At 41.0% G+C, this 25,727-nt stretch carries 22 protein-coding genes and 2 pseudogenes; 14 read left to right on the top strand and 10 right to left on the bottom strand.

Features of this window, described 5'->3' with window-relative positions:
• The first annotated feature begins 5 nt into the window (after positions 1-5).
• Both HME9304_RS03375 and rhaT read left to right on the top strand, forming a co-directional pair.
• On the top strand, positions 6-1,421 hold the full coding sequence (locus HME9304_RS03375) for an L-fucose/L-arabinose isomerase family protein (RefSeq protein WP_112377250.1): 1,416 nt from the start codon (positions 6-8) through the stop codon (positions 1,419-1,421).
• 36 nt (positions 1,422-1,457) lie between these two features.
• The gene (rhaT, locus tag HME9304_RS03370) at positions 1,458-2,495 is read left to right on the top strand and encodes an L-rhamnose/proton symporter RhaT (RefSeq protein ID WP_239023380.1); all 1,038 of its coding nucleotides are present in this window, start codon (positions 1,458-1,460) and stop codon (positions 2,493-2,495) included.
• A gap of 3 nt (positions 2,496-2,498) precedes the next feature.
• Here the strand turns inward: rhaT and HME9304_RS03365 are convergent, their stop codons facing one another.
• A complete protein-coding gene (locus HME9304_RS03365) occupies positions 2,499-3,962 on the bottom strand; it encodes a family 43 glycosylhydrolase (RefSeq protein WP_112377249.1) in 1,464 nt (487 codons plus the stop codon).
• Between the two features lie 253 nt (positions 3,963-4,215).
• On the opposite strand from HME9304_RS03365, the gene HME9304_RS03360 reads away from it, so the two are divergent.
• Positions 4,216-5,550 (top strand): sulfatase, encoded by a 1,335-nt coding sequence (locus tag HME9304_RS03360; RefSeq protein WP_164674743.1) that lies wholly within the window; start codon positions 4,216-4,218, stop codon positions 5,548-5,550.
• Between the two features lie 396 nt (positions 5,551-5,946).
• Positions 5,947-6,957 carry an aldose epimerase family protein gene (locus HME9304_RS03355; RefSeq protein WP_206170495.1) on the top strand — a complete coding sequence of 337 codons (1,011 nt, stop codon included), beginning with the start codon at positions 5,947-5,949 and terminating at the stop codon, positions 6,955-6,957.
• A gap of 40 nt (positions 6,958-6,997) precedes the next feature.
• On the opposite strand, the gene HME9304_RS17275 is transcribed toward HME9304_RS03355, so the two are convergent.
• The 5 genes and pseudogenes from HME9304_RS17275 to HME9304_RS03330 form a co-directional block, all read right to left on the bottom strand.
• Entirely contained in the window at positions 6,998-7,366 is a 369-nt protein-coding gene (locus HME9304_RS17275) for a substrate-binding domain-containing protein (RefSeq protein ID WP_112377246.1), read from the bottom strand.
• Positions 7,258-7,866 carry a substrate-binding domain-containing protein gene (locus HME9304_RS03345; RefSeq protein WP_112377245.1) on the bottom strand — a complete coding sequence of 203 codons (609 nt, stop codon included), beginning with the start codon at positions 7,864-7,866 and terminating at the stop codon, positions 7,258-7,260. Before HME9304_RS03345 ends, HME9304_RS17275 begins: the two co-directional genes overlap by 109 nt.
• A 21-nt stretch (positions 7,867-7,887) precedes the next feature.
• Positions 7,888-8,001: pseudogene (locus tag HME9304_RS17270) on the bottom strand (LacI family DNA-binding transcriptional regulator); the annotation flags it as partial.
• A 3-nt stretch (positions 8,002-8,004) separates the two neighbouring features.
• A pseudogene (locus HME9304_RS03335) lies at positions 8,005-9,066 on the bottom strand (UDP-glucose--hexose-1-phosphate uridylyltransferase).
• Between the two features lie 133 nt (positions 9,067-9,199).
• Complete coding sequence (locus HME9304_RS03330; RefSeq protein WP_112377244.1) at positions 9,200-9,667, bottom strand: galactokinase; 468 nt, start codon at positions 9,665-9,667, stop codon at positions 9,200-9,202.
• On the opposite strand from HME9304_RS03330, the gene HME9304_RS03325 reads away from it, so the two are divergent.
• Both HME9304_RS03325 and HME9304_RS03320 read left to right on the top strand, forming a co-directional pair.
• Positions 9,666-9,911 (top strand): fasciclin domain-containing protein, encoded by a 246-nt coding sequence (locus HME9304_RS03325; protein WP_112377243.1) that lies wholly within the window; start codon positions 9,666-9,668, stop codon positions 9,909-9,911. The two genes, HME9304_RS03330 and HME9304_RS03325, sit on opposite strands and share 2 nt — an antisense overlap.
• 89 nt (positions 9,912-10,000) lie before the next feature.
• Positions 10,001-10,753, top strand: coding sequence for a fasciclin domain-containing protein (locus HME9304_RS03320; protein WP_112377242.1), 753 nt, complete (start codon positions 10,001-10,003; stop codon positions 10,751-10,753).
• Between the two features lie 827 nt (positions 10,754-11,580).
• Here HME9304_RS03320 and HME9304_RS03310 read toward each other — a convergent pair.
• Positions 11,581-12,267 carry an NUDIX hydrolase gene (locus HME9304_RS03310; protein WP_112377240.1) on the bottom strand — a complete coding sequence of 229 codons (687 nt, stop codon included), beginning with the start codon at positions 12,265-12,267 and terminating at the stop codon, positions 11,581-11,583.
• A gap of 154 nt (positions 12,268-12,421) precedes the next feature.
• On the opposite strand from HME9304_RS03310, the gene HME9304_RS03305 reads away from it, so the two are divergent.
• The 8 genes from HME9304_RS03305 to HME9304_RS03270 all read left to right on the top strand — a co-directional run bounded on the left by HME9304_RS03305 (position 12,422) and on the right by HME9304_RS03270 (position 20,442).
• Positions 12,422-13,270 (top strand): SDR family oxidoreductase, encoded by an 849-nt coding sequence (locus tag HME9304_RS03305; RefSeq protein WP_112379709.1) that lies wholly within the window; start codon positions 12,422-12,424, stop codon positions 13,268-13,270.
• A 9-nt stretch (positions 13,271-13,279) separates the two neighbouring features.
• A complete protein-coding gene (gene uxuA, locus HME9304_RS03300) occupies positions 13,280-14,467 on the top strand; it encodes a mannonate dehydratase (RefSeq protein WP_112377239.1) in 1,188 nt (395 codons plus the stop codon).
• Entirely contained in the window at positions 14,464-15,861 is a 1,398-nt protein-coding gene (gene uxaC, locus HME9304_RS03295) for a glucuronate isomerase (protein WP_112377238.1), read from the top strand. The genes uxuA and uxaC overlap by 4 nt, the downstream gene beginning before the upstream one ends.
• Before the next feature lie 27 nt (positions 15,862-15,888).
• On the top strand, positions 15,889-16,929 hold the full coding sequence (locus tag HME9304_RS03290) for a sugar kinase (protein WP_112377237.1): 1,041 nt from the start codon (positions 15,889-15,891) through the stop codon (positions 16,927-16,929).
• A gap of 81 nt (positions 16,930-17,010) precedes the next feature.
• Positions 17,011-17,688: a bifunctional 4-hydroxy-2-oxoglutarate aldolase/2-dehydro-3-deoxy-phosphogluconate aldolase gene (locus HME9304_RS03285; RefSeq protein WP_112377236.1), complete on the top strand. Its 678-nt coding sequence runs from the start codon at positions 17,011-17,013 to the stop codon at positions 17,686-17,688.
• Entirely contained in the window at positions 17,685-18,665 is a 981-nt protein-coding gene (locus tag HME9304_RS03280) for a TRAP transporter substrate-binding protein (protein WP_112377235.1), read from the top strand. Before HME9304_RS03285 ends, HME9304_RS03280 begins: the two co-directional genes overlap by 4 nt.
• A 16-nt stretch (positions 18,666-18,681) precedes the next feature.
• Positions 18,682-19,143 (top strand): TRAP transporter small permease, encoded by a 462-nt coding sequence (locus HME9304_RS03275; protein WP_112377234.1) that lies wholly within the window; start codon positions 18,682-18,684, stop codon positions 19,141-19,143.
• A gap of 3 nt (positions 19,144-19,146) precedes the next feature.
• Positions 19,147-20,442 (top strand): TRAP transporter large permease, encoded by a 1,296-nt coding sequence (locus HME9304_RS03270; protein ID WP_112377233.1) that lies wholly within the window; start codon positions 19,147-19,149, stop codon positions 20,440-20,442.
• Between the two features lie 62 nt (positions 20,443-20,504).
• On the opposite strand, the gene HME9304_RS03265 is transcribed toward HME9304_RS03270, so the two are convergent.
• The 3 genes from HME9304_RS03265 to HME9304_RS03255 form a co-directional block, all read right to left on the bottom strand.
• Positions 20,505-21,983 carry a sulfatase gene (locus HME9304_RS03265; RefSeq protein ID WP_112377232.1) on the bottom strand — a complete coding sequence of 493 codons (1,479 nt, stop codon included), beginning with the start codon at positions 21,981-21,983 and terminating at the stop codon, positions 20,505-20,507.
• 158 nt (positions 21,984-22,141) lie between these two features.
• Positions 22,142-23,569, bottom strand: a complete 1,428-nt coding sequence (locus tag HME9304_RS03260; RefSeq protein ID WP_112377231.1) for a sulfatase family protein — start codon at positions 23,567-23,569, stop codon at positions 22,142-22,144.
• 368 nt (positions 23,570-23,937) lie between these two features.
• Positions 23,938-25,377 carry a sulfatase-like hydrolase/transferase gene (locus HME9304_RS03255; protein ID WP_262510368.1) on the bottom strand — a complete coding sequence of 480 codons (1,440 nt, stop codon included), beginning with the start codon at positions 25,375-25,377 and terminating at the stop codon, positions 23,938-23,940.
• Positions 25,378-25,727 lie beyond the last annotated feature (350 nt).

Below are 25,727 nucleotides of genomic sequence, written 5' to 3'. Positions count from 1 at the left end.
TCGTAATGATTAAAACAGGATTATTTGGTATTGGCTTGGATACGTACTGGGGGCAGTTTGAAGGGTTACGAGAACGATTGATTGGATATCAGAATATCATAAAGAAGAGAATTGAAGGGTTTGAAGTAGAAGTCATTGATGCTGGAATGGTTGATAATCCTTACAAAGCAAATGCTGCAGCTACTCTTTTTAATAAAAGTGATGTTGACTGTATTTTTCTGTTCATTTCTACCTACGCGCTTTCCCATAACGTGTTGCCCGTAGTGCAAAAGACCAAGGTACCGATCATAGTGCTTAACCTTCAACCAGAAAAAGCCATTGATTACAAAAAAATCAATGCGATGGGAGATAGGGGTAAAATGACAGGTGAATGGTTGGCCTATTGCCAAAGTTGCGTTGTCCCGGAGATCTCAAGCGTATTTAATAGGGCTCGTATTGACTTTTACCTGGTTTCTGGTTATTTGGAGGAAAATTATGTGTGGAATGAAATCAAGGAATATGTTGATGCCGTTATGGTTGTCAAAACCATGAGCAACACTCGTGTAGGAGTTTTAGGGCACTATTATAATGGCATGTTGGACGTCTATAGTGATTTGACCCAACAGGCTGTTGTTTTTGGAAACCACTTTGAGATTTTGGAGTTTGGCACGTTGAAAAATCTACGGGAACAGGTCTCGAATGAAGAAATAAGCCAAAAAATAGAGGAGTTCAATACACTGTTTAAAGTATCAAAGGATTGCGATTATTACGAATTGAAACGGGCGGCACAAACATCGGTAGCGTTGGATAAGCTAGTGGAGAAGTTTCAACTTGGCTCATTGGCATATTATTATGAAGGAGATGGAGACCCTGGTTATGAAGATGTTGTCACTTCCTTGATTCCGGGTTTTACTGCCCTTACAGGAAAAAATATACCTGTTGCTGGAGAGTTGGAAATCAAGAATGTTCAGGCCATGAAAATTATGGATATTCTAAGAGCCGGAGGCTCTTTTTCAGAGTTTTATGCGATGGATTTTGAAGATGATGTCATTCTCCTTGGGCATGATGGCCCTGCACATTTTACCATAGCTGAAGGGAAAGTTGGATTGGTCCCTGTACCTGTATACCATGGAAAGCCAGGTAAAGGATTGTCCATTCAGATGAAAGTTGCCAGTGGTCCCGTAACACTGCTGTCAGTATGCCAAAACAGGATAGGAGAAATCTATTTGTTGACCGCAGAAGGCGAATCCGTTGATGGCCTAACACTGCAGATCGGAAATACAAATTCTCGATACAGGTTTCCAATTTCCATAAGGGATTTTATAAATCAATGGTCAATGGCCGGGCCATCACATCATTGTGCAATAGGCGTAGGGCATAAATCTTCAACCATTGGCAAAATTGCGAATTTGTTAAGCGTCAGACATGTCACCATTTGTTAAGGGTACGGGAACCTATCGCTTCATATATATCATTTCATGATAAATTCAGTATTAGGCATAGTTTTTCATGCCATCGGAGGTTTTGCTGCGGGCTCTTTCTACCTTCCTATTAAAAAAATTAAAGGATGGTCTTGGGAAAGTGGTTGGCTAGTCAATGGCTTTTTTGCTTGGTTGATCGTTCCATGGGTGGTTTCCTTGCTTACAGTACCGGAAACTCTGACTATTTTATCCAAAGCGGAATTTTCTACGCTGTTTTGGACCTATTTATTTGGAGTGCTTTGGGGAATTGGGGGGTTGACCTTTGGAATGACCATGCGTTATTTGGGAATGTCTTTGGGGATGGCACTGGCTTTGGGACTTACAGCAGCTTTTGGAACCTTAATACCTCCTATCCATGAAGGGAAATTTAATTCGCTTTTGCAAACCACTTCAGGCCAGGTAGTGTTAATAGGAATTGGTATTTGTCTTGTCGGAATCGTGATTTGCGGCAGGGCTGGGATTCTGAAGGACAGAGAACTATCTGATGAAGAAAAACAAAAGGGTGTTAAAGAATTCAACCTCAAAAAAGGAATTATCGTCGCCATGTTTGCCGGTATAATGAGTGCTTGCTTTGCTTTTGGGATTGCCGCGGGAAGCCACATCTCGGAACTGGCCATTCAGAACAATGCTCCGGTCTTATGGCAAAACGGCCCTGTTTTTATTGTTATCCTTGCAGGGGGGTTTACTTCCAATTTGATTTGGTGTGGCTATTTGAATATTAAAAAGAAGAGCTATAAAGATTATAGTAACAAGACAACACCATTAAAAATAAACTATTTTTTCGCCGCCGTTGCAGGCAGCACTTGGTATTGTCAATTCATGTTTTACGGTATGGGAACCACACAAATGAGTGAGCATGATTTTGCCAGTTGGACATTGCATATGGCTTTTATTATCATTTTTAGTACAATGTGGGGCTTAATCACCAAAGAGTGGAAGGGCGTAAGCAAAAAAGCCACTCTGATATTGAGCGTTGGCCTAGCCATATTGATTGTTTCCACAATCGTAATCGGTATTGGGAACCAGTTGACCTAGCCTTTATTTTTTGGCTTCTACCGACCAGGTGTGCTGCCACTTCATAGGTTTAATTGAGCCATCCTCGTAAAATTCCAAAGGTTTGCTCCAATATTGGTAATCATGCCCCTTAATGTTATCTGAAGCCGAACCCCATAGATCACCCATCCATATAAATTCTTCACCTTTATCCGTATTCAATTTCATAACGTAGGTCTGTTGTGCGGGAATAATAGGTTGTGGCCTGATTTTTTTACCAGTTATAAAGACCTCAAAATCATCCCGTTTAGTTTTATGGTTGTCTTTTTGCATGATTTCCACCTCATTAACATATACTTCATCAAAGGAATAATCGATAGTGAATGGTTGAATTTTAAGGTGATTGGCTTCTGTGGTTTCCAATGTTAACGTTAGCCCGTTCTTTAACGTACTTTTCTGAATGTTTTGCGAGGTGATTTTCATCTCAGACCATTCGCCATCTGCTTTTTTGAAAACCTTGAAAGAAGGAACCTCTATTTTAGGATGCACTCGTGGATTGCTCACATCGCCACAATTCTCCCGGCGATTACCAGTGAACAAGTGAATATTCAAGGCATTTACTCTTACATTTTTTTCAAGCCTAATTTCCACAGCATCGAAGGCATCCCCATGCTTAGCTAAGGTTTCGTATAGCGTACCGGTGTCAATACCATCATTCAAAATACCTGAAAATTTGCCAGGATAACGATTTATGTTTCCTTTAAGTTTATATCTCGTCATAGGGTTTTCTGAGATATACACCCGTGCCCCGGAACCATAATTGCAAAAGCAACAAGTATAGTCTGTAAGTAGATAATATTTGCCATTCCTCTTAAACATGGCACCAGCTTCCATGTGCTTGGCTATAAAACCTCCATTCTCTTTAGTGGACGACAGATAATCATCGGAAAGCTTTTCTACAGAAACTTGATGGTCTTTAATGGTGTTGTAACTGACATAGGCAGTACCGTCTTTATCTACAAAGAGCCCCAGGTCCCCCAAGCCAATATCAGAATGCGCCATGGAAGTGTTGTCATTCACAATAGTAAATGGCCCCTCTGGGTTTTTACTAACGGCCACTCCGAACTGACCATCCCATAATTTGGGGTACCAATTGTACCATAGCACATAGTTCTTTGTTGTTTTATTATAGATCACATGAGGACGATAGTGAACTCCAATAGGCTGATTTTTCAATAAGGGGCCATGACTTTTCCAGTTCTTTAAATCGGAAGAACTGTAACATACATACTGGTTTTTTGTGGTAAATCCATTCGTATCGCCGTAAGCGGTACCATACCAATAGTAGCGGTCACCAAATTGAATGATTCTACCGTCATGCGCATCTACAATTTGGCCTTTTTCATCCAATCTGGGCATAGTGTTGTCCACAGTAATTTTTTGGGCAATCAAAAGCAAAGGATAAAAACATAGAAATACCGAGATGACATTTCTGAATAAAACTTTCATAGTCTAGGAGTTTAGACTTTAAAATTCCTGCTTTATTCTTTGAAAAGTATCCTGTAGCATATGGTACACCATGATACAGGAGAGTACATGATGCAACTTCGTTTACGCTTCACTACTTTTAGCCGTGTAACATTCTCAATCAAAGTCCATAATGATTATTCGTTGCTACAAGACTTTTTTGAAAACGACACTGTTTTTATGTTTATTCATCTCGTGTAGTGAAAAAAAAATATCCGAGAATCCAAACATTATCATGATTGTCGCTGATGACCTTGGGTGGTATGACTTGGGCTGTTATGGGAATGATTTTATTGAGACACCAAATCTGGACAGATTGGCTTCCGAAGGTATTCGATTTACCGACGCCTATGCTGCAGCACCACTTTGCAGCCCTTCGAGGGCAAGCTTGATAACAGGATTACATCCTATCACAGTTAATATTACGGAGCACATCCATGGCAACCATCCTGCAGGGCCTAATCAAAAACTCCAGACGCCGTCCATCGCACAACAATTGGATTTAGAGTTCGAAACTATTGCTGAAGCGTTGAAAGAAAAAAATTATCATACAGCCTTTATAGGGAAATGGCACCTTGGTGGTGGAAAATTCAAGCCCGATAATCGTGGATTTGATTTGAACATTGCAGGTGCTTGGAATGGACTTCCGCAGAGCTTTTTCTATCCGTTTTTTGCACCAGGTGAAAAACCAGAGATTCAAAATACTTCAAAAGAAGGGGATTACCTTACTGATGTGTTGACAAATCAAGCTATAGATTATATCACTAAAAAAAAGGATTCAACTTTTTTTATGAGCCTCAATTACTATTCGCCCCATGTACCCATTGAGGCCAAAGACAGTTTGGTTGAAAAATATCGAAAAAAGCGGGGTGCCGTTGATGAATCCCTATTGCCTAATATCCACTATGCGGCAATGGTAGAAAGTATTGATATCAATGTAGGTCGAATTTTAAAGACGCTTGGTGAACTGAATATTGATGAGAATACAATTGTCATCTTCACTTCTGACAATGGTGGATTGTCGGTGGAAGAAGTCCCTGCCTTCGCAAAACATACACCCCCCACGGACAATGGAATGCTTCGGGAAGGAAAAGGGTATGTCTATGAAGGTGGTATTCGCGAACCTTTGCTGGTACGTTGGCCTTCTGCAATCAATGAAGCCAAGTTGGATTCAACACCGGTAGTGGGTCAAGACTTTTTCAATACCCTTATGGAAGTTGTCGGCATTGAAAAAAGAACTTCCGATGGTGTCAGCCTTGTACCTTTGTTTGAGGGCGGCACTTTACCTAAGCGTGGGATTCTTTGGCATTTACCACATTATAGTCCGCAAGGGGGTAAGCCTTCTACCGCTTACAGGGAAGGTGATTGGAAAATAATAGCTCACTATGAAAGGAATATATATGAACTATACAATCTAAAGGATGATATTGCTGAATCGAACGATTTGTCCCAAGAGGAGACAAAAAAGTTTCAAGAGATGAAAAAAGCAATGGATTCAGTACTTCTAGAATTAAACGCAAGGTTTCCCCAACGTAATCCTGATTATAATCCTAGTAAAACTAGAGTATAGAAAGTTATGAAATTGAAGAAATTGGCACTATAATTTATTCATTTGCTTTCTTCAACGTTAACACATCAAGGAATATCTGTACGAAATACAATATTATGTGTGGTGTTTCGATTTTTCAAGTTTAATTTGATGAGCTTTTAGTATAATTTCAACCTTCGTAATTTTCATTAACTATTTCCACTTGGAAGAATTCCATAACTATTCTTGCAATTAATTGAAATTCATTTTTAGAACATTGAGCAACACGTGTTTTGAGAATGTATGAGTGTTGCTTTATTTTCCAAGCTTATAGCCTATTGATATTAGGTATTAAGTATTAATTTAGTAACAATCATCAATAGGATTAGAAGTGGTATTGGGAAGTTGATATCGCTCTATGGCATTTATATACTCAAAGTGAATATACACACACTGAAAAACAAACATGGTCTCAGTGCCAGTTTCATTACTTATGGTCAACGGTTAACCTCTTTAAGAGTTCCTGATAAAAATGGTGATTTTACAAATATCGTATTAGGCTATCAAAACCCTGAAGAATATATCAGGAACGAACCAAACTATTTTGGGGCACTTATTGGAAGGTACGGAAATAGGATTGGAGGCGGTCAATTTTCTATTGAAGGTAAAGTATATAAGTTGGATATCAATCAGGGTGAAAACCATCTTCACGGTGGAATAAATGGATTCCATTCCAAAACATGGGATATAAAACATTTAAAGGAAAATAAAATTGAATTTTTCGGTGTTTCGTCCCACATGGAAGATGGTTATCCAGGAAACCTAAATATAACGGTTACATACACTCTAACGGATGAGAATGAATTAATCATTCAATACAGGGCGTTCACGGACATAATTACTCACGTAAATCTTACGAACCATTCCTTTTTCAATCTTAAAGGAGCAGGAATTGGTACTATAGAGAATCATGTGGTGAAAATAAACTCTGAATCTTATATACCTGTGGATGATGCAATGATACCCAAAGGTAATATAGCCAGCGTGGCAGGAACTCCTTTTGATTTTAGAAAACCAAAACGTACTGGTAAAAATATCGATGATAAAAATGAACAACTTGTATTTGGCCAAGGTTATGATCATTGTTATGTTTTGAAAAAAGAAAAGAAAAATCTATCTAAGCCACAGTTTGCTGCTAAGGTTATAGAACCCAGCAGTGGGCGCACTTTAGAGGTACATACTGACGAACCGGGTATTCAATTCTATACTGGAAATTTTTTATCTGCAGATAAAAATGGCAATTCATTTATAAAGCGTGGAGCACTGTGTTTGGAAACCCAGCACTTTCCCGACTCACCCAACAACCCAAACTTTCCATCTACACTTTTATCACCAAATGAATTGTATACTTCTACATGCATATATAAATTCGGTTTGGCACACATATGAAAGTTTAATAGAGTTATCCCGCAATCTTAGAGATTCCAAATCAATAAAAATCTCTTGTCGATTCCCTCAAGATCAATTTGTGTTTTACTATCGTTTGGTTTTGGTTTTGCGGTTTGGTGGTCTTTCGGGTTATTTGTCGCAATAGCCTCTTTAGCGCAATAGCTCCCATGATGTTCGCATTTTGGCTTATCGTGGTTAGGGAAGGATCGGAATTTTGTGATAGCTGCCCATCTGTAAAACCTATGACCGATATATCCCCAGGTATCCGAAGTCCCTTCTTTTTTATAAAGTTTATTGCCTTTATTGTCGTGAGCTCCTCGGCTGCCAGTATCCCATCAATTTGGTATTGTTCCAGAAAAGCATCCAGTTCACGGTCAAAATTTCTATATCCGTTAAGTTCCAACACCATTTCTTTAGTACTGGTTTCATGAAGTTTTTTCGGAGTGCGGATTTATATCCCTTTTTTCGTTCCTTTCCTACATTGGTCTTGGGAATCGTTGAAATAAATGCAGGGTTTTTGCAACCCGTACTTATCAAATGTTCCACGGCATGTTCCGATGCTTCAAAGTCATTGATACAAACTTTCTCACATTCAATCGAGCCACATTTCCTATCTGCCATTATAATGGGAATCCCTTGGTCCATCAGGCTTAGGATATGCTTGTACTCCCTTAGTTGCTGGGTCTGCTTGGACATGGAGATTATAATGCCGTCCACACTTCCATTACAAAAATTTTGAACGATCTCATGTTCGGTCGTAAACGAATCCCTTGAAAAACAAAGTACGCTCTTAAACCCTCTTTTGCTCGCATTTGTCTCTATCGCCTGTACCGATTTTGGAAAGAATTCGCTCGATATTTCGGGTACGATGACTCCTATATGATGTGTTGCGCTTTTTTTCAATGCCACTGCCGCACTGTTAGGGATATACCCTACTTCTCGTGCTATTACCTTTATTTTTGCAGCTGTTCGAGAACCAATTTCAGGACTATTGTTGAGTGCTTTGGAGACCGTAGATACGGAAACGTTCGCTAAACTGGAAATATCTTAATCGTTGCCATACACTATGGTGTATTTGGAATAATGCGTTGTAGGAAGTTTTTTCAATATATCCGCCGCCTGTTCCGCCGTTATATCGCGTTGCGGGTTGGCGAACATCTCATAGGCGACCATGAACTTCTATACCGATGCCGATTGCAGCAAGGGCGAATAGAAGGACATGTAGAAATGCCATTCGGGATGTCCGACACCGTCCGTAGGCGATTGATGGATGCCCATGGAGTAGGGAAAAGAAGTCCCAAAAAGATTGTCGTATCTGGTTGTCACGTTTTTGATGACCTTTGCAAAACTCGCCTTTTCATCGTTATTGAGCTGACCAATGTGCGCCAAATGTCGTTTTGGGGCAATCATTCCCTCGTATGGCCAAACGGACCAGTAGGGCACCACCGCAATAAAATGGTCATCCTGAAAGAGCACCCGTTCCATGCGTTGTAGTTCCTGTTCAATGTAATCCCCTAATAAACTTCTTTTCTGCTCTTTCCAATACGCCAACTGGTGTGCCGTTTTTTTCCCGACTTCTTGGGGAACGGAACATTATGCCCAGATCTGGCCATGTGGGTGCGGATTGCTGCACCCCATAATGGCACCTTTGTTCTCAAAAATCTGTACATGTGCTATTCCCTCCATTTCCCCTAAAAGTTGATATTCCCTTTACCAAAGGGCTATCACTTGCCCGATATCGTTTTCTTCCATTAAGGGAAGTGTCAAGGAATAATCAGGTGAAAAGCAGATGACCTTGCATATACCATTCTCGCCTTTTGCGTTGAAAAGACCGTCCTTAACGATATCGGCGGGCGTGTCCGGTAAAAGTGCAGAAAAGTCATTGATGAAACTATAGGTCGACCTGTACTGAGGGTTCACGGTTCCATTGGCCCTTGTATTGCCAGGGCACAAATAGCATTCCGGATCATAGTTCGGTTTTTTTTCCTGTCCCGTTTTTTCCTGTTTCCCTTGCCATGGTCTTTTTGTACGGTGCGGCGAGACCAGGACCCACTCCCCCGTAAGGATATTGAGCCGTCTATGGGGATGTTCGTTGAGTTCCAGCTTCATAACGTGTCATTTACTAGTGAGGTCCCTTGGCTCGGAACGGTCTGGAAATGGGCCAGCTCGATACCGAACTCATCTTTATAGGCTTTTGAAGCTTTTTTGACAAACGGTTCTATGGCATCCATATGTATAAGATTTAATGTACAGCCCGAAAATCCCCGCCCATCGTCCGCGCTCCAAGGATTTGTGGTTCTGTTTCGGCAAGTTCGGCCAAAAAATCCAGTTCGGGGCAGCTCACCTCGTACTTTTCACTAAGACCTTTGTGGGTCCTGTACATAAGCTTGCCCAATACCTCCAGATTATTTTCCTTGAGTGCCCCGACCGCTTCCAAGACCCTATCTATTTCCTCAACGACATAGGAATAGCGTTTATGCAATAGGGCTCCAAGTTCGTCTTTGGTCTCATCGAGCATTTTTTTGGTGACGTTTCTAAATGGTCTGTCAATGCCGAACCGTTCGGCCAACAGGTCCAAGCCTTTTTCACATTGTGCCCTGCGAATATTGTATTCCCCTGTGGAGAGGTTGTGGGAAACCTTTGTGTTCAACCCGATAACCGATGCGAATGAAATTGAGGACGCTATGGGCAGTTCAACCATAAACACCATGAACATTGCTTTGACCGTGGGAAAGGAGAATGATATACTCACATTGACCGACACGCAAAACAGGATTGCCCGTATCGTCGGTATCGATATCAGGGTATCAAACGGAATACTGCATATCATAAACAGTGTGCTATTGGGGCTGGGAGAACCCAGCCCAGGACAGGGACCAACACTGTATGAAATTATAGCATCACATCCTGACTTAAAAATTTTACCGCAGCTTTTGAAAAATTACCCAATGTGAGGGATATCTAAAATGATGATTCCGACTTAATCACCAAAGCCGACTCCTTCAGTGTCTTCGTACCCACCGATAATACCTTTGATGCTTTTTTGTTGGAGAATGGTTTTGATGGGATAGAGTTCGTCAACACAGAAAACCTTGACCATATGGACTTTTTGACCGTATTTATCCATAATCATGTCACTCTGGAAACCACTCCGCGTGAGGTTCTTGAAGGTGAAGGGTTGGGGTTTCTTACAACAAATACGCAACAAGAAATGGATATGTTTTTCGATGTCACAGAGGGGAATATCATTTTAAATGGGGTTGCTTCGGTTTTATCGGATACCGATGCCCACAATGGCATTGTTTATATCGTGGATGATGTGGTTCCCGTTCCTACCCTTGCCACTTTTATTGCAGCGAATCCGGAATTTCAAATTATGGAACAGGCATTGACCATCGCCGAGGGTGAAGCGGGGTCTACCATAAAAGCTGATTTATCAACCGCTCCAGAATATACCATGCTCGTTCCTACGGACCTGGCTTTTGAAAACCTCTTTTATGAAATCAATAATAACTCTGGCGGTAACTTTACCAGTATTAATCAACTTGGGGCCAATATCGTGGAGGACATTGTTGAAGTACATGCCATTACCTTTACGGAATTTGAAGGCTCGGACATTACAAGTGCGTTGGGGGAAACAATTCTTACACTGACCGATGAGCTGGAAGTTGGTATGGATGGCTACAATTACACCTTAACCGATCCGCAGGGAAGGACGGCTACACTCACCAAAATGGATGTCAGAGCCACCAACGGCTTTATTCATATTATTGATGGGGTCCTTTTGGGAAATTGATTGCATAGAACATGTTGAAAATGAAAAGGGTCTTCTGACGGTGGCGGAAGGCCTTTTGCTTTTGACAAATAACCTTGAAAACATGGAAGAATCACCGATTAAAAGAAATAAATGGGAGAAATTCTTGATGTCCTTTAAATCGGCCGTTTTAGAGCACAGTTTTACTGAAATGGATTATAGTTTAGCGAATGGTCTCATTTTAGGTATTTTTTATTAGTATCGAAAATACACTTTGTTTGGTACATTTTTTATGAATTATAAACTCCCGAACCTAACTTTTAATGACTTGGTCTGTTGGCATTTTAGAGTATTGGCTTTTTTGTGGTCACCGAATAGGTGACTTTCATTAAAGTGCAATTGCCATATCCCAAGGCGGAGTACTATGGGCGGTTAACATACCACGGAATATTGCACTTAGATGTTTATGAAATACCACTAAGAAGCCCCCGAGTATGTAGACCTCTGGGTATTAAACTACTGATTTCTGATTGGCTCATATAGGGCATTCCTACAAGTGCCACTTAAATTCAGTTAAAATCATCTACGGCAATTAGATTTGTCAGTACGGCAACATCTTGAAGTCCCATCTGTTGGAAGCTATTTGTATTCGTAAATATTCCATATTGCGATATGCGATATTATAAAACTTAGATAATAAACTTGATGACTTTTAAATTATCCCTTATGTGTAAAGCCAGTTTTTAGTTCTGGTTCTAGTTTTAATTTTAAATATCTGTATGCAATTCATAAACCAATTGAATTACACTCAGATATGATTCCGTTTCACTTAGAAATTAGTTCATATTCTTTGCTTTTTTTACAAATAATTATTCGCATACATTACCATTCTTGTATCTATAAAGTAAAGGCCCTCCTTTAACCCCTGGTTTTTTCTCGCCAGTACTTGTTAGAACATCCATTTGAAAAATTTTCTTTCTAAAATTTCGTTTGTCCAATTTTATTTTAAGAATACGTTCGTATAAATTTTGAAGCTCCGCAAGGGTAAAAGTTTTTGGAAGCAGTTCTCCAAAAATAAGTCTCTCCCTTAAGTTAAGTTGCAGGTTTAAGTTGGCATCATGAATAATTTGCCTATGGTCATAGCCTATTTTCTCTGGTAATCTGTCTATATCGAACCAAGAAATACGTTCAACGTTCCCGCCAATTACTAAAGAGTGGTTTTCAGGTTTTACAAGCGCGTAAAAACTTTGGGTGATTACCCTTTTAAGGGGATGCCTTTCCAGCTCACTGTATATTTTGACTTGTTCAAAATGGATATTACGAAATCCCGTTAGCTGGTAAAGTACTTTTTTAGCGCAATCATCTAAAGTTTCGTCGGCTTCCATAACACCACCGGGCAACAACCAATGGTTCATAAAATATCCAGATAAGCGTTTAATCAGGAGTACTTTTAGAGAATTTTCAATAAAGCCAAAAACTGCAACATCGGTGGTTATAGAACATTCAAAGGAATTTCTATCTACTTGAATACGTTTCAATTTTTCTTGTTCTACCATTAAGGAAATATTTTAAAATAAGCGCATAAAAAAAATGGTTTTACGTGCTCCGATTAAATTAAATAATGCTACTTTTATATCTGTGTATAAAGTACACTCTTTATAAGGTATTCAATTATTTTATACTACTGATGACTTGGAAAAATCCAAAAACATGGAAGATACTAAATATAGGGAATTGAAAAATAAGGTGGTCGTCATTACCGGCGGCGGCGGTATATTGTGTAGTACTCTGGCACGATCTCTTGGAGCACAAAACGCTAAAGTAGCTGTTTTGGACCTTAAGGAAGAGGTTGCACAAGAGGTTGCCAAGACAATCAATAAAAAGGGGGGTGCTGCAATTGGTGTGGTGGCGGACGTACTTGATATAAACAGTTTAAAAGCTGCCCATAAACGAGTATCAAAAGAACTTGGCAAATGCGATATCCTCATCAATGGTGCTGGAGGCAACCATCCTTCGGGAACTACAAGCAATCCCTTTTTAGAAGAAGAAGATTTATCTTTAAGTAATCTCAAGACTTTCTTTGATTTGGAGATGGAGGGTATTCAATTTACGTTCAACCTAAATTTTATTGGAACTCTCTTGCCAACGCAGGTATTCTCTAAGGATATGATCGGCAGGTCAGGATGCAGTGTCTTGAATATTTCCTCAATGAATGCTTTTACCCCTTTGACAAAGATACCTGCCTATAGCGGTGCAAAGGCAGCGGTCTCAAATTTCACACAGTGGTTGGCGGTCCATTTTTCAAAGGTCGGAATACGGGTCAATGCTCTGGCACCAGGTTTCTTTCTTACAGATCAGAATAGAAACTTGTTGACAAACAAAGATAGTTCCTTGACCCTTAGGGGGCAAACGATAATTGACCATACGCCTATGGGCCGCTACGGAAATCCAGAAGATATCGTGGGGGCGACATTATGGCTTTGTGGAGAGGGAGCCTCATTTGTGACAGGTGTAATTATACCAATTGATGGAGGTTTCAGCGCATTTAGCGGCGTTTAAATTGAAAAAATGGGTTTAGAACAAACATGGCGGTGGTACGGACCCAATGATCCAGTATCGCTTGCGGATATTAAAATGGCGGGCGCAACGGGCATAGTAACGGCACTGCACCATATCCCCAATGGGGAAGTATGGCCCATAAGCGAAATAAAAAAACGAAAGGATGCCATTGAGACGGTCGGCCTTAGTTGGTCTGTGGTGGAAAGTATTCCCGTGCACGAAGATATCAAAAAGCGGACCGGGGAACACAAAAGATATCTTTCGAACTACAAGGAGAGTATCCGCAATCTAGGACAAATAGGGGTCGATACGGTCTGTTATAATTTCATGCCAGTATTGGACTGGACGCGTACGGACCTTTCCTTTGAATTGCCCGATGGTTCCAAAGCCCTTCGTTTCGATGCATTGGAGTTTGCGGCTTTTGAACTTTTTATGCTCAATCGTACTGATGCATACTATACTTATACAAAACGGGAAATAGAACTTGCAAATATTGTTTATAGAAAGATGGATACGTTGTCGCAAGAACGATTGGTAAACAATATCATAGCAGGTCTTCCAGGTGCCGAAGAGGGCTATACCTTGGAACAGTTCAAAGAGGTATTGGATACCTATAAAGAGATAGGGGACAAAGAACTTCGCCAAAGCCTTTATGAATTTATTCGTGAAATAGCTCCTGTTGCGGAACAGTCGGGAGTTTTTCTGGCCATTCATCCGGACGATCCGCCCTTTTCCATATTGGGCCTTCCAAGGGTCGTGAGCACTGAAAAGGATGCCCGGGATTTGTTAAAGGCCTACGAGAGTCCCCACAATGGGCTTTGTTTCTGTACAGGATCTTACGGTGTCCGTAGTGACAATGATTTGGCAGGTATGGTCAAAAGGCTGGGCAAACGGATCAATTTCATTCATTTGCGCAGTACCTCGCGAGACGGACAGGGAAATTTTTATGAAGCCGACCATTTGGATGGGGACGTAGATATGTACACCGTAATAAAAGGTCTTTTGAAGGAACAACAAAAACGAATCAAAAACGGGCGTCAAGACCAGAGGTTGCCCATGCGCCCCGACCATGGCCATCAAATGTTGGACGACCTGAAAAAAAAGACAAACCCAGGCTATTCGGCCATTGGCCGCTTGCGGGGCCTTGCCGAACTGCGGGGATTGATGTTGGGCATTGAAAAATCAGCAGTATTATGAGCTTTATCGATGATAATTTTCTACTAGAGACTGATTATGCCGCAGAGCTGTACCATGACCATGCCAAGGATATGCCTATTATCGACTACCACAATCATCTGCCTCCAGAGCAAATCACCAACCACCATAAGTTTAAGAACCTGACCCAGGCTTGGCTAGCGGGCGACCACTATAAGTGGAGGGCGATGCGCACATTGGGTATTGATGAACAGTACATTACCGGAAATGCAACGGATGAAGAAAAATTTTTAAAATGGGCGGGGGCGGTTCCCTATACAATAAGAAACCCCTTGTACCATTGGACGCATTTGGAACTGCAGCGCTATTTTGGGATAAAAGGAATGCTATCAGATACCAATGCGGCGCAAGTCTATGAAAACGCCAGCGGCCAACTCCAGCAGAAAAGCCATTCTGCGAAGGGATTGTTGAATCAAATGAACGTTGAGGTCGTATGCACTACGGATGACCCATCGGACACTTTGGAACACCATATAAGTGCCCAAAAGAATAACATGGTGCCAAAACTGTTGCCAACCTTCCGGCCGGACAGGGCGTATGCCATAGAAGACGGCGGTTCTTACCAAACTTATACAGAAAAGTTGGGCAATGCTGCGGGAATGCAGATTGCAACGTACCAAGATCTGCTAATGGCCCTGAAAAGAAGGATTGCCCATTTCCATAAAATTGGTTGCCGTCTATCGGACCATGGACTGGAGCAACTTTATTTTTTTGAACTGGGGATTTTTGATATCGAATCAATCTTTAAAAAGGTGCTTTCGGGAAAAGTAATCAGTATTGAGGAGATAAAATACTTCAAATTTGAGACCTTATTGCATCTGTGCAAGGAATACCATAAAAAGGGATGGGTGCAACAGTTCCATTTGGGGGCATTGCGCAATGTAAACCAACGAATGCATTTCAAATTGGGTCCCGATACTGGTTTCGATTCCATTGGTGATTTTAGGCAAGCCTTGCCCTTGGGTAGTTTTTTAAACCTATTGGACAGTACCGACCAACTTCCAAAGACGATTCTTTACAATTTGAATCCTTCACAAAACGAGGTTTTCGCCACTATGGTCGGCAATTTCAACGATGGTAGTATTAAGGGTAAGATACAATTTGGATCGGGTTGGTGGTACATGGACCAACTAGATGGAATGGAAAGACAGTTAAACACACTATCAAATATGGGACTGTTCAGCTGTTTTGTGGGCATGTTGACGGATTCCCGTAGTTTTCTCTCCTTTTCAAGGCACGAATATTTTAGGAGACTCCTCTGCAATATGTTGGGCAATGATATCAAAAAGGGCCTATTGCCCAAAGATATGGTGCATATCGGAAAAATTGTACGGGATATCAGCTATTATAATGCGAAGGCATATTTTAAGTTTTAGAACTGTATTGATAAAAAATAATTTGAAATGAAGAAAGTAATTACCTTCGGTGAAATCATGCTAAGGCTATCTCCTCCCGGATCTTTGCGCTTTTCACAGGCGAACAGTTTTGACGCGGTCTATGGAGGAGGGGAATCCAACGTAGCAGTCTCTCTTGCAAATTATGGTGTTCCCGTTGATTTTGTGACAAGATTGCCAAAGAACGACATTGGGTACTGTGCCCTTATGGAAATGCGCAAACGCGGTGTAAATACGGGGAACATAATTTTTGGGGGAGAGCGTTTGGGGATTTATTTTTTGGAGACGGGAGCGGTAAGCCGCGGGAGCAAAGTGATTTACGATAGGTCAAATTCCGCCATCAGTGAAATTGGCCCCGGTACGATCGATTGGGAAAATGTATTTGATGGTGCGGGATGGTTCCACTGGACCGGAATAACCCCCGCCATCTCCCAAAGTGCGGCCGATGCCTGTCTGGAGGCCGTCCAAGTCGCAAAAGAGATGGGACTGACCATCTCTACCGACCTGAACTACAGGGCCAAACTTTGGAACTATGGCGGTGACAGGGAGGCCATAATGACCGAGCTCACCTCTTATTGCGACGTTATTCTGGGCAATGAGGAGGATGCCGAAAAGCATTTTGACATAAAGCCCGAAGGACTTGATGTCACCACGCAGGGACACGATGTAAAAGCTGGGGCCTTCCTCTCGGTCTGCCGGCAAATGATGGGCAAATTTCCCAATGCCAAAAAAGTGATCACCACGCTACGTGGTTCAATCTCGGCATCGCACAATACATGGGCGGGTGTTCTCTATGATGGAAAGAATGTATTTGAATCCCCCAAATACCAGATAACCCATATCGTGGACAGGGTCGGTGGCGGGGACTCCTTTATGGGGGGATTGATATACGGTCTATTGAAGTATCCCGGGGACGACCAGAACGCACTGGACTTTGCGGTGGCCGCATCGTGTCTGAAACATACGATAAAGGGGGATGCCAATCTGGTAACGGTAGCCGAGGTCGAAAAATTGATGGGCGGCGATTCTTCGGGTCGTGTAGCCCGATGAGTCGAGTTAGTTTAGTTTTTTTAGCGGTACTGGGCGGAACGATCTTCGCCCGGTGCTTAAAAACAGATAAGAAGACAGCAAATGGCAAATTATACAAGATTAGAGGTAGTATCGGTCATGCGGAACAGTGGAATGGTTCCCTTGTTCTACCATCCAAATATTGAATTGGGCAAACAGGTGCTGAAAGCCTGCTTTGATGGCGGGGCACGAATATTGGAATTTACCGCAAGGGGCGATTTTGCCTTTGAGGTATTTTCGGAACTGAACAAATATGCCCTTGCCAAATTACCGGGCATGGTTTTGGGGGTCGGTTCCATCACCGATGCCCCAGCTGCTTCACTGTTTGTTCAAATGGGCGCCAATTTTATAGTGACCCCAAGTTTGCGCGAAGATATTGCGCTGCTATGCAACAGACGGAAAGTACTGTGGAGCCCGGGGTGTGGATCGCTCACCGAGATCAATAGAGCAGAAGAACTGGGCTGTGAAATCATTAAGCTTTTTCCCGGGTCGACTTACGGACCGGGATTTGTAAAGGCCATAAAAGGCCCGCAACCTTGGACAAGTATGATGCCTACGGGCGGTGTCAGCACCGAAGAATCCAACTTAAGGGCTTGGTTTGATGCGGGTGTTACCTGCGTGGGAATGGGCTCCAATTTGATTTCTAAAGAAATCCTGGAAAAGAAGGATTTTGATGGATTGGCCCGAAATGTCGAAAGGGTCTTGAACTTGATAAAGACCATAAAACAGCAATCACCATGAGGAACCTCATCTGTCTTGGTCTTATCTATATATTTTTGAATTGCCTTTTGGGATGCAAAGAGGTTGAAGATGTCAAGGTGCTACGGTTGGGCCATGGCCTGGACGTAAGCCACTCTGTACATAAGGCCATGACAAAGATGGGCGAGGATCTGGCAAAACTATCCAATGGAAAATTAAAGATTGAGATCTATCCAAGTCAGCAATTGGGGACCGAACGACAGTGTTTGGAGCTTTTACAGATCGGCAGTCTCGACATGACCAAAGTTTCTGTTGGAGTGCTCGAAAATTTTGCGCCAAAATTGAAGGTGTTGGGATTGCCCTTTTTGTTTCGTAACCGTGAACATTCCTTCAAAGTATTGGATGGACCTATTGGCAGGGCATTGCTTGACGAAGGCGAGCAGTACTGGCTCAAAGGTTTGGGGTATTACGATGCGGGAAGCCGTAGTTTTTACACAGTGGACAAACCCGTAAAAAACCCTGCCGACCTGGAAGGACAGAAAATACGGGTAATGGAAAGTGCTACCGCCATGGATATGGTTCGAGATCTGGGTGGTTCGCCAACACCCATTTCTTGGGGAGAGCTCTATACGGCACTGCAACAAGGCGTGGTAGATGGTGCGGAGAATAACCTGCCGAGCTTTTACCTTTCCAGGCATTACGAAGTGGCCAAGTATTACACGCTTGATGAGCATACGATATTGCCCGATGTTCTTTTGGCTGGTACACAACTATGGAACAAGCTTTCGGTAGAAGAGCAAGGTTGGTTAAAACAGGCCGTGGATGCTTCTATACTATACCAACGAAAACTTTGGTTGGAGGCTGAAAATGAAGCTTTGGACGCAGTGGAAAAAGCAGGGGTCCAGATCATAAGGCCCGATAAAAGTCTCTTTTCTAAAAGGGTCAAGGACTCGTTCGATAAATATAAGGAAGATGAAATCTTTTACGAACTGATAAAGGACATCCAGGCAACCAATTGATAAAACAACAAAACTAGTGCGATTGCGAAAAACCATCGATAAGGTACTTGCAAATATATTGGTCATTATCATGGCACTTATGGTGCTAAATGTACTATGGCAAGTTGGCAGCCGCTTTATATTAGGCTCTCCAAGTTCCTTTACGGACGAGTTGGCCCGTTACCTTCTGATATGGGTCGGAATCTTGGGTGCCGCCTATATTTCCGGTCAAAATATGCACGTGGCCATTGATGTGTTCCCCAGACGCTTGGGTCCAACTGCACAAAAATGGCTTAAGGTCATTGTGCGCTTACTGGTCATTGTTTTCTGTTTGGCGGCCATGGTCGTAGGTGGATCTAGGTTGGTTTACATCACTTACGCATTGGGTCAAAATTCACCGGCGCTTCAGGTACCGTTGGCAGTGGTCTATATGGTCATTCCCATCAGTGGATTATTGATTATCTATTACAAGATTTCTGATATTATAAAAAAACAATAGCCCATGGAATACGTTCCCATACTCGTTCTTGTACTTAGTTTTGTGTGCCTGTTGGCTATTGGGACACCTGTGGCATGGAGTATCGCGATGTCATCGTTTTTGACATTATTGGTCAGTATCCCCTTTCTACCTGCCGCAACTACGGTATCGCAAAGAATCGGGACGGGCCTGGACAGCTTTGCACTTCTCGCCATACCCCTTTTTATTCTTTCTGGGGAATTGATGAACAAGGGAGGTATTGCCCATAGGCTTATTGCCTTTGCCAAAACCTTGGTCGGCGCTCTCCCGGGAGGATTGGCACTTATCAATATTATCTCTGCGATGTTGATGGGTGCGATTGCAGGATCGGCCATGGCCGCTGCATCCGCTATGGGAAGTATTCTAGGTCCCGAGATGGAAAAAGAGGGGTATTCCAGAGAATTTGGGGCAGCAGTGAACATAACCGCTGCTACCACTGGCCTGGTCATCCCCCCAAGCAACGTCTTGATTGTTTATTCTTTGGCGAGTGGAGGGGCCTCCATTGCGGCCCTGTTTCTTGCAGGCTATATACCTGGCATACTTACCGGGCTTTTTCTGATGATTGTAGCTTCCGTTTGGGCAAAGAAAAAAGGGTATAAAGTTGGAAAAAGAAGCAGATTAAAAAAAGTTTTCAAAACTTTCATCGATGCCCTGCCCAGTCTTTTCATGCTCATAGTAGTGATTGGTGGGATCGTTACGGGAATATTTACGGCGACCGAGGCCTCTGCGATCGCAGTGCTGTATAGTTTTCTATTGGGGCTCTTCTATAGAGAGATTTCTTTGCCCAAAATGCCACGGATCTTATTGGATTCCTCTACTACAACGGCCATTGTGATGTTGTTGATCGGTGCCTCCATGAGCATGTCGTGGGCCTTGAGCTATGAGAACATTCCACAGGAAATCAGTACTGGTCTATTGGCCTTGAGCGACAACCCTATTGTCATACTATTGGTCATCAATTTGCTTCTGCTCTTTGTGGGCATTTTTATGGACATGACCCCGGCAGTACTGATTTTCACCCCCATATTTCTACCAGTGGTAACGGCCCTGGGTTTGGATTCGGTCCATTTTGGAATCATCATGGTACTCAATTTATGTATAGGGCTCTGTACACCGCCCGTGGGCTCAGTACTCTTTGTTGGCGTCGGCATCGCGAAAACATCGATTGAAAAAGTGGTGAAACCCTTGTTGCCACTCTTCATCGCAATGGTAATCGCATTGTTCCTGGTTACCTATTTCCCCGAATTGAGCCTTTGGTTGCCTAGACAGTTTGGATTGTAGCCTTTATCAACTTAGTTATTCAAGTAATAAAATTTCAGAAGGTCAAAAGACCGTTAGAGGCACTATTGGATAGGATCTTTGTCTACCTTATCTCGCATTATTTTAAGTTTTTCTTTGTATTTTACCACGAGAGCCGCAGCACTTGGTTCTTTTGAAATATTTGTATTCTGTTCGCTATCAGTATTTAAATTGTACAGCATATTGCCTAGGTACTGTCCGTCTCTATAAAATTCAGTATAGGAATAATCTATATCTACTACTGCTTCACCTTCCTTATACCTGGTATAAATTTCGGTTTTTAATATTTTCTCAGGATTTGTTAATACTGGAATCAAACTCATTCCATGTAAATAATCGGGAGCGTCCAATTGGGCGATATCACATAATGTCGGGTATATATCTACGAGTTCTGTCATCGATTGTGTGGTTTGATTATTTTTATACTTGGACGATGAGATGATAAGCGGTATTTTAATAGCTTCATAAAAAGTACTATGTTTACACCACATCCCGTGCTCTCCTAGGAAAAAACCGTGATCGCTCCATAAAACAATGGTTGTATTCTCTCTTAAACCCAAGTCGTCTAAACTCTGAATAACCTCTCCTATTAACGCATCCATATAGCTAACGCTAGCATAGTAACCATGAACAAGATTCCGCGAAAGTTCATCATTAAGGTTTCCTTTCTTAGGTATATCCAGGTACATATTTCTCAATTCTGAAGAATAATGTTGTGAAGCCATTGAGATATAAGGTGCATTTTCAGGTTGATAACCATTCTTGGCCAGTTCTATGGATTCATGATTATATAGGTCCCAATATTTTTTTGGTTGTATAAAGGGGAGATGGGGCGCTACATATCCCAAAGCCATAAAAAAGGGCTTATTGGAAGTTTTTAATTCTCTTAATTTATTGATGGCTTTTTTTGTGACTTTTCCATCATTGTAAGAATAATCAGAAACATCGGGGTATTCAATGACCGGACCTTTTTTGCCATGAGATCCCAATTCTCCATTCAAACGTTTGGCTATTGAATTCAAATCTTGATAATCATTTTGTTTTGAACCATTGTCCATTTCTGTCCAGTGTTCTTTATTATCATCGGGATGATGGTATATTTTACCATAAGAAATGGTTTCGTAGCCATTTTCTTTAAAGAGCTGATTTAATGTCACCGCATTGGGAACGTCGGTCGATGCCCTGCTAGTATAATCATTGAATCTTCTATAGCTCGGTCTTATACCGGTCATGATACTAGCTCTACTTGCACCGCACACTGCAATATTTGTAAAGGCATTATTAAATTGAATTCCTTCAGATGCAAGCCTATCAATATTGGGCGTTACCATTTGAGTCTCTCCATAAGAACTTATCATTGGTCTAAGATCGTCTATAGCTATGAACAGTATGTTTTGTTTTTCTGCATTCGCTTCTGTTCCTGACTTAGAATTAAGTGATAGGCTCTTGCCAGATTTAAAACCGCAACCCACTACTATAAAAAGTGTAATAAGAGCAATGAAATTTTTACTTTTTAATTCCATGATATTTAATATTTTAATAATGCTTCTTCTCCATCAAAACTTGTAAGTTCGGTTCGAAATATTGCTTTTTGTTATCCTTGACCATTTTAGCCACTAAGATCATAGCTTTTTTTATCCGACAACGAAATGTATACCAAACACCTGTTCATCATCAAACATCAATAATGTAAATTCATATAATCCTCTTGGTGCAGCTTTCCTTCAAGTTCTTTAGGGACAACGTTCCATTTGCTCGGTATGTCCAACGGATGTAATGTTGGTTTTATCAATGGCATTTTCTCGGTTATCAAAAAATCTTTTTGAGCGATCATCCAATTGCTCAATTCTTCGGATAGTGTATTTTTTTCAAACTCATACTTACTATCTAATGCCAAATTTTTATTTTGGTACGGGTCTTCTTTTAGGTCGTAGAGTTCTTCATAGGGGATATTTGGAAATGACTCTGAACCCAGTTTGATAAATTCATTGACGATAGCGTTCTTGCCCAAATTGGATTGTGATACTTCCATTGCATTGTAATTACGTATTAATTTGAATCTTTTGCCCCTGGCCATTCTTGATGGAAATACTTTGCAGTTTTGAATATTTTGTTTAGTAGCTATACCAAAAATGTGGTCATGAATTTCTTCTGTGTTACCTTTTAAGTTCTTAAGAAAACTTTTACCGTCTATCGATTTTGGTATTTCAGCCTTTGCTGCTTCTAAAAAAGTAGGTAATACGTCTATAAAAGAAAGCAAAGTATAATTCGTGGAATTAGGTTTCACAATCTTAGGCCATCTTACAATAAACGGGACCTTCAAACCTTCCTCATTTAAACCGTACTTGCCAGAAATACCGTGATCGGCAGCATATATAAATATAGAGTTATCCCTTAATCCATAAGTGTCTACCATATTTAAGATTTTACCTAACTGAATGTTGTCATCGAGAATGTTCTGGTAATATCCGGTCCGACGATTCTTGGTTTCTCCTTTATAGTATGGTAATCTGAAAATATCTGCTTTTGAATATTGTGAAATTTTAGGGTATGGCCCATGGGGGTAGTCAGAAGTTATAAAAATGCAAAAGGGCTTTTTTACATTCGCCAGATAGGATTCAATCTTTTTAAAGGGTAGATATCTATGGTCAATGGATTCAAAATAATGCGTCCAATTAAACACTGAATTTGGTGCAACATGGTTTTTGCCAGCCAAAACAACGTCATAACCTTCAGCTTTAAGAAGATTTACCACGCTTGAAATATTTTCTTTTACAGGCAAATGATTTGCCATACACCCATTCTTCATCGGGTACATTCCTGTAAAAATTTGCGATCTGGCGGGGGCACAAATAGCCTGTGCTGTATAAAAATTTGTGAAACGCATACCCTGTTTTGCGAGTTCATCCACATTTGAAGTGTTTACTTTGGGATTTCCATAGCACCCATAGTCCAATTGGTCTTGGTCATCGGCCAAGTAGAAAAAGAAATTTGGCCTATCTTCAACTTTATGCGAATTTTTTGGATTGGTCTCAACCACTGATTGATTGTTCTTACAGCAGCAAAAAGCGACCAAAATGGTTAAGAGAAAAAATTTTATTTTAATCATGGCGGATTGTGATTTACTGTTTTAAATAAAATTTCACGGTCTTATTATATGTTAAAGGGCATCGATGTACTAGAATATTTATAATCAAGAATTTCCAAAATAAACTGTCCAAAACTTTTTTGATAGAATTCCTAAGGTATAAACTTGACATATTTGCAACTACTCAAATGGATTTGTATGTATTTCCAACATTGTTTTTAGAAAACGGTTTTTTAGAATTAATTCTCAAACAGCTCTTATGTTTTTCTAGACACAATCTTAGTAGATTCCAAGTATGGAATCCCTGACTTCCACATTATTCACAGCCAGTTTTGTATTGCTCTTAATACTTTTCAAGATGGCAAAACAAGAACCAAAACAGTAAGGGTTTAGTATCTGAAATCGCTACCCTCTCGACTCATAAAAGTCGATTTATTCCACTTTGCCAATTCAGATTTTAATTCTTTTGCTTTCTCTGCTTTCTTATCTATAATATTGTTTGACTCTTCAGGGTCCTTTTTTAAATCGTAAAGTTCCTCTCGTCCTCCATCTATCAAGTACTTAAATTGATTATCCATTATGGCTTGCTGGTTTATTTTATTATAAAGACGCTGCCAAGCGAAAAAAAGGTAACCTGTACGTTCTTCGTCCGGGTTTTTTAGCTTAGCTGTCATATCAATTCCGTCCAGTGGCACTTTGGATTTATAATCGCTATCGATCAAACTTAGGAGAGTTGGCATCATATCGCTGGTAGTGGCCATAAAGGTGGTCCTGAGAGGTGCTATGCTGCCTGGCCATTCCAGAATTGACGGCACGCGGATACCTCCTTCATAAATGGTATGTTTAGAGCCCCTAAATTTACCAGCAGAGGCTATACCCCTTTCTGTTGGGTAAGATGAGGGGCCATTGTCGCTCACAAACCAGATAATTGTATCATCTGCAATGCCCATCTCTGTTAACTTTTTTCTCAGCCTACCGATTTGTTCATCCATTGCAGTTATCGCTCCTAAGTAATGCTGCTTTTCTTCCGAGTATTGTGCGTACATAGCCCTATATGCAGGTCCGGCCACGACGGGTTCATGTGGGGTATGCAACCAAATACAGGCTAAAAACGGAATGTTTCGATCAGCTGCTTTCTCTACAAAAGGAACGACCCTATCCATAATAACCCGACTATCATCCCCGGCCAAATTATCTTTCACTAATACCTTATCCTGAAGATAAAAAGAGGTCGTCCACATTTCACCTTCCTTGTTGGCCCACATGTCCCAAGGGGTTACGGTTGGATTCCAAGTGGGCATTGCCGATTTGGTTACGAAACTTTCATCAAAACCGTGATGCCAAGGTGGTGAATAGAAGCCTCGATCTTCAACTTCGGCGTCGGGCATTATCCAACCTAGATGCCATTTTCCAAAAATACCTGTAGTATAGCCTTCTTCCTTCAATATCTCGGCAATAGTGGTTTCACCTGTTCGAATGCCTGCGGTGTGCGGGCCAAAAATACCTTGCCTCATAGCATTTCTTCCTGTTAATACGCTTGCTCGGGTGGGAGAGCAAATAGGTGCGGCAGCGTAGAACCTATCAAAGACCAACGCCTCAGAGGCCATTTTATCCAATTCCGGGGTTTTAATAAATACATTGCCATTAAAACCTACATCACCAAAACCAAGGTCATCTGCCATGATAATGATTATATTGGGTTTTTTTAAAGCGTTATTTTGACTATAAAGAATATCTGGTAATAGAAAGAATAATATAAATGCTATCCCGAAAAATAAAATCACAGAGTTTACCTTTTGAAAAGAATGTTTTATAGATAGCTTTATCATTATGATTACAAAAAAATTAGACAGTTACAGTGGATTCTATAATCTATCCTCTGATTGCTGAGGACGTTTTAAGAAAATAAAGATGCTTGAAACTATGTATTATTTACAACAATGTTTTCTTAAACAATAATCCTAAATTAAATCTTGGGCCAAAGCCCAATTCTAACAAAATTTAAATTTGTTAGTGAGAATCGTTAATTAAAGCTTGGTCTATCTGGTAAAGATTGACCCTACTGTTTTTACAAATTGTAAATTTATCTACATAATATTATCCAGATATGTTTTAAAACCTCTCCAAAGCCACGCATATTAAATCGCAGTATGTTTTAGAACATATCCTTGTAATGACT

Origin of the sequence: Flagellimonas maritima (assembly GCF_003269425.1) — a bacterium.
Lineage (GTDB): Bacteria > Bacteroidota > Bacteroidia > Flavobacteriales > Flavobacteriaceae > Flagellimonas > Flagellimonas maritima.
This window is presented reverse-complemented; position numbering and strand designations above follow the sequence as displayed.